Source organism: Rubneribacter sp. (genome assembly GCF_965361815.1).
On the sequence record NZ_CBDTNW010000169.1, the window covers coordinates 1 to 11132 of the forward strand.

General features: G+C 70.2%; 10 protein-coding genes. 3 read left to right on the plus strand and 7 right to left on the minus strand.

The window, feature by feature from the left end:
* Positions 1-761 (minus strand): cysteine desulfurase family protein (locus ACWKY3_RS12180; RefSeq protein WP_449316673.1); only part of this gene is annotated, 761 nt, incomplete at its 3' end.
* A 6-nt stretch (positions 762-767) separates the two neighbouring features.
* Complete coding sequence (rpe, locus tag ACWKY3_RS12185) at positions 768-1478, minus strand: ribulose-phosphate 3-epimerase (protein ID WP_449316674.1); 711 nt, start codon at positions 1476-1478, stop codon at positions 768-770.
* A 171-nt stretch (positions 1479-1649) separates the two neighbouring features.
* On the opposite strand from rpe, the gene ACWKY3_RS12190 reads away from it, so the two are divergent.
* Both ACWKY3_RS12190 and ACWKY3_RS12195 read left to right on the plus strand, forming a co-directional pair.
* Positions 1650-2126 carry a methylated-DNA--[protein]-cysteine S-methyltransferase gene (locus tag ACWKY3_RS12190; protein ID WP_449316675.1) on the plus strand — a complete coding sequence of 159 codons (477 nt, stop codon included), beginning with the start codon at positions 1650-1652 and terminating at the stop codon, positions 2124-2126.
* The gene (locus tag ACWKY3_RS12195; protein WP_449316676.1) at positions 2123-4099 is read left to right on the plus strand and encodes an NAD(P)H-hydrate epimerase; all 1977 of its coding nucleotides are present in this window, start codon (positions 2123-2125) and stop codon (positions 4097-4099) included. Before ACWKY3_RS12190 ends, ACWKY3_RS12195 begins: the two co-directional genes overlap by 4 nt.
* 92 nt (positions 4100-4191) lie before the next feature.
* Here ACWKY3_RS12195 and ACWKY3_RS12200 read toward each other — a convergent pair whose 3' ends face one another.
* The 5 genes from ACWKY3_RS12200 to ACWKY3_RS12220 all read right to left on the minus strand — a co-directional run bounded on the left by ACWKY3_RS12200 (position 4192) and on the right by ACWKY3_RS12220 (position 9588).
* Positions 4192-4656, minus strand: a complete 465-nt coding sequence (locus ACWKY3_RS12200; protein WP_449316677.1) for a DUF3887 domain-containing protein — start codon at positions 4654-4656, stop codon at positions 4192-4194.
* Between the two features lie 423 nt (positions 4657-5079).
* The gene (locus tag ACWKY3_RS12205) at positions 5080-6081 is read right to left on the minus strand and encodes an NAD(P)H-dependent glycerol-3-phosphate dehydrogenase (RefSeq protein ID WP_449316678.1); all 1002 of its coding nucleotides are present in this window, start codon (positions 6079-6081) and stop codon (positions 5080-5082) included.
* Positions 6078-6830, minus strand: a complete 753-nt coding sequence (gene plsY, locus ACWKY3_RS12210; protein ID WP_449316679.1) for a glycerol-3-phosphate 1-O-acyltransferase PlsY — start codon at positions 6828-6830, stop codon at positions 6078-6080. The genes ACWKY3_RS12205 and plsY overlap by 4 nt, the downstream gene beginning before the upstream one ends.
* A gap of 4 nt (positions 6831-6834) precedes the next feature.
* On the minus strand, positions 6835-8148 hold the full coding sequence (gene der / locus ACWKY3_RS12215) for a ribosome biogenesis GTPase Der (RefSeq protein WP_449316680.1): 1314 nt from the start codon (positions 8146-8148) through the stop codon (positions 6835-6837).
* A 9-nt stretch (positions 8149-8157) separates the two neighbouring features.
* Positions 8158-9588 (minus strand): DUF512 domain-containing protein, encoded by a 1431-nt coding sequence (locus tag ACWKY3_RS12220; protein WP_449316681.1) that lies wholly within the window; start codon positions 9586-9588, stop codon positions 8158-8160.
* Positions 9589-9844: 256 nt separating this feature from the next.
* Between ACWKY3_RS12220 and ACWKY3_RS12225 the strand changes: the two genes are divergently transcribed.
* On the plus strand, positions 9845-11132 hold a 1288-nt coding region (locus ACWKY3_RS12225), incomplete at its 3' end, for a UPF0236 family transposase-like protein (protein WP_449316682.1).

An 11132-nucleotide genomic window follows, 5' to 3' on the forward strand; every position in this document is an offset into this window, starting at 1 on the left:
CCCTCCTGCACGCCGCACAGAATCGGTGGCTCGAAGGGCGTGCGCGCCCTTGGGTAGAGCGCACCTGCGCCCTTCGGCCCGCCCACCTTGTGCGCGGAGAACGAAGCGGCGTCAACGTCCCACTCCCCCACGTCCACGGCCACCTTGCCCAGGGCCTGGACCGCGTCGGTGTGGAAAAGGGCGCCCGCCCCGTGCGCGACGCGCGCCAGCTCGGCCACGGGCTGCACAGAGCCAACCTCGCTGTTGGCCGCCTGCACCGACACGAGCACCGTGCTCTCATCGAGGGCGGCGGCCAGCCGGTCGGGATCGATGAAGCCCTGGCGGTCCGGCGCCAGGCGCACCACCGAGAACCCCTGCGCCTCCAGGCGCCTGGCGGGGGCCAGCACGGCGTCGTGCTCTATGGCCGTGGTCACCACGCGCGGCACGCCTGTGCCCGACGCGCCGGGGCGCAGGCGGCGGGCCTGGGCGGCTGCGCGGGCGATGCCGATCAGGGCCGCGCCGTCCGCCTCGGTGGCTCCCGACGTGAGCACGATCTCGTCGGGGCGGCGCGCGCCCAAGTCGCGCGCGAGCGAGCGCCGCGCGTCCTCGAGGGCCGAAAACGCCGCGCGCCCGGGGCCGTGCAGCGAGTTCGCGTTGGCGCCCATGGCCAGGTTCGCGCGCCCCGGCTCCTGGTAGGGAGCCATGGCGCGGGCCGCCTCCTCGCAAAGCGGCGCGGTGGCGGCGTAGTCCAGGTACACGTAGGTTTCAGGATCGAACGCCATGGCGCCTCACGCCTTTCCGGCCAGCTCTTCGAGCGCCCCGCGCCGCGCCGCCTCCGCAGCCGCTAAGATGTCCGCGATGGCGCGCGCGGGGTCGGGCGCGGCGCACACGGCGTTGCCGCACACGAGCACGTCGGCGCCGGCCGCCGCGACGAGCGGCGCCGTGCGCGTCCCTATGCCGCCGTCCACCTCGACAAGCGGCGCGGCGCCCAGCTCGCGCGCCATCTGCGCCACGCGCGCCACCTTGCCCTCGCTGCCTTCGATGTAGCTTTGCCCCGAGAAGCCCGGCTCCACGCTCATGACGAGCACCATGTCCAGGTCGGCGAGCACCGGCGCGAGCGCCGAGGGCGGCGTGGCCGGCTTCAGGCTGACGGCCGCCTTCGCCCCCGCCTCGTGGATGGAGGAAACGGCCCGGGCAAGCCCCTCGGCGTCGAGCGCCTCGGCGTGCACGGTCACGATGTCGGCCCCCGCGTCCAGAAACCACGGCAGCTGCTCAAGCGGGTTCTCCACCATGAGGTGGACGTCGAGAGGCAGGCTCGTCGCGCGCCTGAGCTGCTTGAGCACGGGCACGCCCATGGTGAGGTTGGGGACGAAGTGGCCGTCCATCACGTCAACATGGATAAAGCCCGCCCCCGCCTCCTCGAGCAGCGCCACGTCGCATCCCAGGTTCATGAAGTCCGCCGATAGAATGGAGGGTGCTATCTTCACCGGTTCAAACACGTGCGTATCCTTCCTCATCTCGCGATGTCGCCATTCTAGCGCAACGCGTCCGCGGCGCGGGGCTGCCGGGCGGAGGCGGAGGAAAACAACACGGCGCCGTGTCCGGGCCCTCCCCGCCGCCTGTGGGCGCGACGCGCTATAATGGTGGGAAACCGACTGGAAGAAGGCGCCATGGCTTCGAGCACCGGGACGTACTTCCCCTACCGCACGCCGCACGGCCCCCTCACCATCCGCGCGAGCGCGCGGGGGATCACCCACGTCGTGCTCGGCGACGTGGCGCTTGCGGGCCTTCGCCGGCCAAGCGCGCTGGCCAACCGCGCGGCCACCGAGCTTCTGGAGTACTTCGCCGGCAAGCGGGCGGCCTTCGACGTGCCGCTCGACGCCGAGGGAAGCGCGTTCCAGCTCGCCGTGTGGGACGAGCTTTCGCGCATTCCCTACGGGAGCGCCCGCACGAGCGCCGAGGTGGCCTCACTCATGGGGTGCCCGGGCTCCTACCGCGCGGTGGGGGCGGCGGTCAGGAGGAACCCTCTCGCCGTTTTGGTGCCCGACCACCGCGTGGTCGGATCGGACGGGCGTCCTTCCGGGTCGGGAGCCGCCGCGCGCCTCAAAGGCGCGCTCCTCGACATGGAACGGAGTCGCCTCGCGTGAGCGTCTACGCATCGAACATCACCCTCGCCGCCATGCTCTTCCCCCTCGTCGCGCTGCTCATCACGCTGCCCTACCTGGTGTACCAGTACCGCAAAGCCGGCTCGGTTCCCTGGCTTCGGACGCTGGCGGTCTACTCGTTTGTGTTCTACCTCATGTGCGCGTACTTCCTGGTGCTGCTGCCCCTGCCGGCCGACCGCACGGCCTTCGTCCCCTACGCCGCCGTGCCCCAGCTTGAGCCCCTCCACTTCCTGCGCGCCTTCCTGGCCGAGACCGACGCCTCGCTCTCCGATCCTTCGACCTGGCTCGACGCCGTCCGCGATCCGTACGTTTACGAGGCGTTCTTCAACGTGCTGCTGCTGGTTCCCTTGGGCATGTACCTGCGCTACTACTTTCGACGCACCTGGTGGCAGACGCTGCTCATTGGATGCGCGGTCACGCTGTCCTTCGAGCTGTCCCAGCTCACCGGGCTGTGGGGCCTCTACGAGCACCCCTACCGGCTGTTCGACGTGGACGACCTTCTGACCAACGCGCTGGGCGCCATGACGGGATTTTGGCTTACGGGCCCGCTCATGCGGGCGCTGCCCGACGTGAGGCTTGTGGAGGAGGAGGCCCGGATGGCGGGGCTGCACGCCGGGGCGGTGCGGCGCGCGCTCTCGTTCGGACTTGACCTCGCGCTTTCGCTTGCGGCGGCGGCGCTGGCCGTGCTTGCCGCCCGGGCTTTGGGACGAAGCCTCGATCCGCTGGCTGCGGGGGCGGCCGCGTGCCTGCTGTGCTTCGTCGCGGTCCCCGCCGTCTCGCGCGGGCGGACGCCGGCGCAGGGGCTTTTGCGCCTGCGCACCGTGCGCCCCGACGCCTCCCCGGCCCGCTGGTACCAGTACCTGGCCCGCTACGGGCTTTTGCTCCTGTTCGCAACGCTGCCGGCTGCGGCGCTTGCGCTCGTGCTCTCGGCGGGGTCGCACGGGGGCGAAGCCGGGGCCGTCGCGCGCTTCGTGGGGGCCAACCGCGCGTTTTTCACAGGCGCCTGGGCGGTCCTCATGGCGGCATGGGCGGCGAGCCTCGTCGTGCGCGCCGTGCGCTCCTCTCGGGCGCGCACGCCCTTCGTCATGCTGAACGGGCTGATGAGCAACACGCGCGTCATGACGGAGGAGGGCGCCCGGATGGAGCGGGAACGCCGGCGCGCCCTGGACGTGGAGGACGTCGTGCGCCTTGAGCGGATGATAGCCGAGGACGGAACGCCCCTTGCGGAGCTGATGGAGCGCGCCGGGCGCGCAGTCGCGCAAAAGGTGGTCGACTGGGTGCCCGACCCCGCCCCCGTGACGGTGCTGGCGGGCGCGGGCAACAACGGCGGCGACGGATGGGTGGCCGCGCGCGCCCTGGCCGAGCGCGGCTACCCGGTGACGCTCGTGACGCCCGATATAGCCGAGCGCCTGCGAGCCGAGCCCGCGCGCGCAACGGCGCTGGACGTCTTCGCCGACGCCGCAGCGCGCCGCCTGCCCCTGCGCGTGCTCGTGGCGCCCGACGCCGACGTGCTGGCCGACGTCCTTGACGAGGCGAGCGCCGTGGTGGACGCGCTGCTGGGCACGGGGTTCTCCGGAAACGAGGTGCGCGAGCCCTACGCCGGCTGGATACGCGCGGCCAACCGCCGGCGCTTCGAGGGATCGCGCGGCGAGGGACGCGGCAGGCATCGCAAACGCGAGCGCGAGAAGGCGCGCCATGCCCGGGCGGCGAAGGGCGCTCCTGCCAAGGCGAAAGACGCGCCCTTCGCCTTGGCCGTCGATACCCCAAGCGGCCTGTCCGCGCAGACGGGGCGGGTAGCGTCGCCCTGTTTCGCCGCCGACATGACCCTGACCATGCTGGCCTACAAGCCAGGGCTCGTCCAGCCCCGCGCCAGCCGATGGACCGGCGCCGTCATGCTCGCAAGGCTCGCAGACATCGAGCCTTACCTGGACGGCAAGGGAGTCGGCGGACGCTGAGGGAAGCGGCGGCGGCGCTCGAGGGCGCCCGCCGGCCCGGGGCGCCTCAAGACGCCTAAGGTCCCAAAGCGCCCCGCCCGGGACCCTAGGCGTCAGGATTCCTGCCGGTCGGCCAGGAAGTAGAAGCCGGCCAGCGTCCCGTCTTCGAAGAAGCTGATGCGGAACTCCCCCGTTCCGTTCTCGTAATGAGCCTTCTGCACGACGGTGGCGTACGAGCGGCCCTTGCTCTCCCCCTGCAGGAAGGACGCCTCCCCGTACCCCGTGAACGCCCCGTAGGCGTCCTGCGTCTCCTCCAGCCCCTCCTTGATCTGGTCGGCCGTGACGCCCTTATCGGAGAACCGGTCCGCCACGGCCTGGTAGTCGCGCTCGTTGAACTCGTCGGCCGCAACGTGGGCCCAAGCGAGGATGCCCTCCTCGTCCGTCCAGGCGGGAAGCCCCTGTTCAACCTGCTTGTCGGCACGGGAGCAGCCAAGGGCCGCCACGCAGGCGAGCGCAAGCGCCGCAAGCGCGAGCACAAGCGCCCCTCTTCCGAGGATCCAGATGGTTCGAACGGTCACGAAGTCCTCCTTCGTCGTCGCTGGCAGTGCGCCCATTATACCGAAGGGTTTCGGCAAGGGCGCGCGGACCTTGGCTCGGACAAGGCAAGCCCCTCTCCGATTGGGGGAGTCGGAGAGGGGCTTGAAGGCAGTGCGCACCGAGGAGAAGGGGAGAGTGCGCATGCATGACGGCCCGTCGAGGGGGGGGTTGAGAGAGGGGTTGTGCACGAGAGACGAGACGACGGGCCTCGAATGGACTGCAAACGGTTCGCTTCGCGGTTCGGGCGGCTCCTTTCGGCGCGACGGCCAGTTGGCGTCGGCGGTCAAAACCCGTCCGCCGACGCCGTTCACTTTAAGCCAAGCGCCGCCGCCCGAACGCGGGAACCGGGCACGGTGGCCTTGCGGTCACCGCTTCGTTGCCCGCCCGTTCGCTGCGCGGCTCGCTCACAAGCCGTAGAACTCGGTGGTGAGGGGCCTGCTCGTCAGGGTTTGCGCCACGGTCCGCGGGTCGGCGCCCTCCCACACCACGCTGCGCACCACGTCGGTGATGGGCAGCTCGACGCGATAGGCGTCCGCCAAGGTGGCGATGGTCCGGCACGCCAGCGCGCCCTCGGCCACCATGTGGGTCCGCTCCGAGAACTCCTCAAGCGTGCCGCCTTCCGCGAGCATCTTGCCGAAGCGCCGGTTGCGGGAATGCTCGGAGGTGCACGTGGCGATGAGGTCGCCCGTGCCCGCCAAGCCCATGCACGTGATGGCGCGCCCGCCGCAGCGCACGACCAGCCGGCTCATCTCGGCCAGGCCGCGCGTCATGAGCATGGCCGCCGTGTTGTCGCCGTAGCCCAGCCCGTAGGAGACGCCCACGGCTATGGCGATGACGTTCTTGAACGCGGCGCACAGCTCCACGCCCACCACGTCGTCGCTCACATAGGTGCGAAAGCCCTCCGAGGCGAAAAGCTCCTGGAAAAACGACGCCGTGCCCTCGTCGGAGCTGGCGATGACGGTTCCTGAAGGGACGCCCTTGACAACCTCCTCCGCATGGTTCGGACCCGACAGCACCGCCAAGCGCGCCGCATTGCCCATTTCGGCCTCGAACACCTCCACCGGAAGCAGCCCGCTGCCCTCCTCAACCCCCTTCGAGCAGATGATGACGGGGAAGTCGTCGTCCACCACGTCGGCCAGGGCGCGCGCCACGCCGCGCATGAGGTTCGACGGCGTGACCACCACGGCCGCCCGGGCGCGCAGAAGCGCATCTTTGTAGGACACCGTGGCCACGATGTTGTCCGAGAGGACCGAATCGGTCAGGTAGCGCGGGTTGCGATGCTCGGCGTTGACGCCGCGCACGACCTCGGGCTTGCGCGCCCACAGCCCCACGTTGTGCCCGTTTCCCGCCAAAACCTGCGAAAGGGCCGTCCCCCACGACCCCGCGCCTATGACGGCGACCTTCATCGGCCTTCTCCCTTCCCCCCGCCTATGCGGTTTTCGGTGCCCGCGCGCAGCCGGGCGATGTTCCCCCGATGCGCCCAGATCACCGTGGCGGCGGCGAGCATGCACAAAAACACGGCGGGCGGGCTGTCGGGAAAGCGGTACAGCGCGTAGAACGGGCAGGCCACCGCCGCGGCCAACGATCCCAGCGACACGTAGCGCGTGGCCGCGACAACGACCGCGAACAGCGCCAGCTCGAAAAGCGCCCCGCCCGCGCCGAACGTCACGAACAGGCAGCCCACCGCCACCGCGATGCCCTTGCCGCCCTTGAAGCCGAGCCACGGGCTGAAGATGTGCCCCCAGATGCAGCCGAGGAACGCGAGCGCCACCAAAAGGTCGTGGGACGACGGGGATGAGGCGCCCGGATCGAACAGCGCCAACCCCGCAAGCGCCAGCCCGCCGGAGGCCAGCCCCTTGCCGAAGTCGAGCGCGAACACCGCCGCGCCGCCCGCCTTGCCCATGGTGCGCAGGGCGTTGGTGGTGCCGATGTTGCCGCTGCCGTGGTCGCGCAGATCGGTGTGGTAGAACGCCTTCGAGATGATCACGCCCCAGGGAATCGACCCCAAAAGCGCGCTGCCAAGGAACACGGCGGGCGCGGCGCAGACCGGAAAGCTTCCGGCGGCGCCGAACAACGCGAGGACGACGAGCAGCCACAGAAGCGCTGCGACCGCGGCCGCAGCGGTGCGCGGGGTCTTGGAAGAGAGGGAGGCCATGGCGTTAGTCCTTCTTCTTGAACTTCATTTGGATAGGCGTGCCCGAAAGGTCGAAGCTTTCGCGCAGGCGGTTCTCGAGGAACCGCTCGTAGTTGTCGGTCACAAGATCGGGCCGGTTCACGAAGAAGGTGAAGCGCGGCGGGCAGGAGGAGGTCTGCGTCACGTACTTCATGCGCAGGACGGCCTTGCCGCTCGAAACGGTGTGGCCTGTCTCGCGGATGCCCGAAAGCCATGCGTTGAGCTTGCTCGTGGGAATGGTTTGGCAGTAGTTCGCGTAGGCGGCATCGACGGCGGCCCAGATGCGATCGACCCTCTTGCCCGTGAGCGCGGAGATGGCGATGACGGGCGCGTAGCCCACGAAGGTCATCCGGTCCGCTATGCGCTCGCGTATCTCGGCCTTGGCCTCGGGCCCCTCCACGAGGTCCCACTTGTTCAAGACGATGACCATGGCGCACCCGCGCTCGGCGGCGAAGCCGGCCACGCGCTGGTCCTGGTCGGTGAGCCCCAGCGTGGAATCCACGACCAGAAGCGCCACGTCGGCGCGGTCGATGGCGCGCATGGCGCGCACGAAGCCGTAGTACTCCACGTCCTCGTCGATCTGGCTCTTGCGGCGAAGACCGGCCGTGTCCACGATGGTGTAGCGCTTGCCGTCGTGCTCGACCAGCGTGTCGATGGCGTCGCGCGTGGTGCCGGCCACGTCCGAGACGATGGAGCGCTCGTTGTCGGTCATGCGGTTCGTAAGCGAGCTTTTCCCCGCGTTCGGGCGGCCGATGATGGCCACGTTGATACCCGGATCCTCCTCGCCCTCGGGCACCTCCACCGCGCGCAGCTCCTCCACCACGGCATCCAGCAGATCCCCCGTGCCGTGCCCGTGCAAGGCCGACACCGGCCAGGGGTCCCCGATTCCCAGCTGGTAGAACTCCCACAGCTCGTCGGTGCGGCCCGGGCTGTCCATCTTGTTCACCGCCAAGAACACCGGCTTGGAGGCCTTGCGCAGGATGCGGGCCACCTCCTCGTCGTCGGCGTTGATGCCGGTCTTGCCGTCCACGAGAAAGACGATGACGTCCGCCTCGTTCGCGCCCGCGAACGCCTGGGCGCGGATGGAGCCTTGGAACGCGTCGTCGTCGCCCATCTCGATGCCGCCGGTGTCGATCAGCTTGAACTCGACGCCGTTCCAATCGGCCTCGTGGTAGGAGCGGTCGCGCGTGACGCCGCGCATCTCATGGACGATGGCCTCGTCGGCCTGGGCTATGCGGTTGACGAAGGTGGACTTGCCCACGTTGGGCCGTCCCACCACCGCCACTATGGGCATTGGCATGGTGCTTCCTCACAGGTTGGCGTGCTGGTCAGAGGCCGGCGCGCAGCGCTCGGCCAGGTCGATGATCTCCGCGAGATAATCAGACGCGTTACAGGATACCACGACGAGGCGCGCGCCCGTCCTCTTTTCCATATCCTTCAAACGCATATCGTCCAACGTGATGCCGTCATCGTTGAGCATCACGCGCGGGATGGCGAACAGGTCCGCCTCGCCCGCGCAGGCGCGCACGGCATCCGCCACGTCGCAGCCGCACAGAAGCCCGGTCACGTCCACGTTGCCGCCGAAGAAGTCGTTTCGCACGAACAGAGGGGCGAAGCGGTCCGCCATGCCGCTTCGCGCAACGAGCGGAGCCAGGAACTCGCGCGTGGCGAACCCCGCGACGTAGCGCACGCGCAGGTTCGCGCGCCCAAGCGCGTGCGCGGCGCGGCGCATCAGCCCCGCGCGCTCGGCCCGCTCCCAGTCGTCCACGAACGCGCGGATGATGCCCACGCCGTCCTCGAACATGGCGAAGTCGCCGTAGTGTCCGGCCGAAGGCAGGTTGTCCAAGAGGTCCGCGCCGTAGGCGTTGCGGTAGAACTCGTCGGCCGCGAACGCCCACGCGCTCCCGCGGCGTGCGAGCGCGCGCCGCTGGAACGGCTCGATGCGCTCCAGGACCGCTCGGGCGGCGCGCGGGTCGTTGAAGCTGCGCTCGAAGGCGGTTTGATGCTTCGTGAAGCCCAGGGGGACGATGCACACGTCCAAGATGCCCGGCCGCTCCCAGGCCCACGACAAGGTTCGGGACAGGACCTCGCCGTCGTTCTCGCCGGGCATGAGCACGATCTGCGCGTGGAACTGGATGCCGGCCGCCAGCAGGCGGTCGAGCGCATCCAGGCCATGCTGGGCGTGCCGGCCGATGATGTGCCGGCGCACCTCGGCGTCCGAGGCGTGCAGCGACACGCGCAGCGGGGATATGCGCTGCTCGAGGATGCGCTTTTCCTCGGCGGCCGAGAGGTTGGTGAGCGTGACGAACGTCCCCGAGAGGAAGCTCAGCCGGAAATCGTCATCGCGCAGCGTCAACGCGGGGCGCATGCCGTCGGGCAGCTGGCGCATGAAGCAGAACATGCAGGCGTTGCGGCACTGGCGCACGCCGTCGAACACCACGCCTTCGAACTCGAAGCCCCAGTCCTCGCCCTCCTCGCGCGCAAGCTCGACTACGCCTTCCTCGCCGTCGAGGTCGATGTAGCCAAGCTCCACCACGTCGTCGGAAGCAAGCCAGCGCCAGTCGATGAGGTCGCGCACGGGGCGGCCGTCCACGCTGGTCACGTAGCAGCCCGGTTCGAACCCCGCATCGTCGGCGGGGCTTTCCGGCGCAACCGCGCACACGAGCGCGCGGGGCGAGGCGCCCGCGCACCGCCGCCCGCGCGCCTCGCGGTCGATGTCTCCGGAAGGGCAAGCGCTCATGGACGGATCCGTGCTCCTACGGCCTGCGGACGGATACGGCGGGCGAGCCGGGCTTCGGGCCGCCCGCCGGCCTGGATGTTCGGTTTGATTCGCATGCGGCCCATTCTCGCACACACGCCGCCGCATCGCAACGCCGCATCCCGGCAAGTGCGAGTTAAGTTAATCGGGGAGCCCGTCCAAAAGTCCCGTTAGGCGAGAAGGAGAACCTTTCGGTATCCTTGAGGTGTCCAAGCCAAAAGAAGAGAAAGGTTCTCCCATGCCCAATCCTACCACGCGGGAGGTCTCCCGCATGCTCTCGTCGCGCATGTTTTCGTCGCTTCTGGCCTCGGAGGACTTCGACGCCTTCGAGCTCGCCACGGCCGAAGCCGCCCGGTCGGTCGGCCTGGAGGCGATGCGGGAGTGCGTGGAGGCGTTCGACGCCGGGCTGGCGGCGAGGCCGATGCCGGGCTGGTCGGTCCACGAGCGGGCGCCCCGCACGCTCGTGACGCTGCTCGGCGCCATGACCTACACGCGCACCGTCTTCCTCGACCGGCTCGGGCGCCGCCGGGCGCTGTGCGACGAGCTGCTCGGCGTGCCCAAGCGCGCCAGGCTCTCCGCAGGCGCGTTCCTGTGGATGTGCCGCTGCGCCGCCGAGCTGTCCTACAGGAAGACCGCGGCGGCGTTCGCCGAGCTCTCCGGCGCGCGCGTCAGCCACGTGACCGTGATGAGGTGCGTGCACGAGGAGGGCGCGCTGCTGAAGTCGGCGCGCCGCCCTCGGGAGAGGGTCAGCCAGGGCGTCCTGCACGTCGAAGCCGACGGGCTGTGGGTGCGCCTGCAGGAGGAGTCGCACCGGGAGCGCGCGCTGCCCCGCTTCCTCTACGAGCAGGCCAGGCGCACGCGCTCCTTCGAGCTGAAGATGGCGTGCGCCTACGCCGGCAAGAAGAAGGTGGCGCCGGGGCGCCACGAGCGGGGAGGCCTGTTGCTGACCTGCGGGGACGACTCCCCCGACGAGTTCTGGGGGCGCGTGGAGAGCATGGTGTCCGAGGCCTACGAGCCGGCCGACCTGGAGAGGGTCGTCCTCGGCGCCGACGGCGCGGCGTGGTGCGCGCGCGGCGAGCTGGCGGGCGCCCCCGTCGCGCGGTCGCTCGACCCGTTCCACATCATGCAGAAGATATGGAGGGCTTTCCCCGAGGGCGCGCAGCGCGAGTGGGCCGTGAACCTGGCCGTGAGGCGCAAGCCGCTGCAGCTGGCGAGGATGTGCGCGCGGGTGGCGGCGAAGGCGCCCGACCCCGCCCGCGCGAGGAAGGTGCGCGAGCTCGGCTCCTACATGGAGGCGAACGCGGACGCGGTGCGCTTCCCGACCCCCTCGCTCGGCACCATGGAGGGCACCAACGCCCACGTGGGAGCGGCGAGGCTCAAGGGCCTGGGGCGGTCGTGGTCGCGGAGGGGCGCCGAGGCCATGTGCCTGATAAGGTGCGCGCTGGCGTGCGGCAGGCCGCTGGTCGCGCCGCCCAAGCAGGCCTTCTTCACGGAGCGGGGGCGCGAGGCCGCCCGGCGGGCGGCCT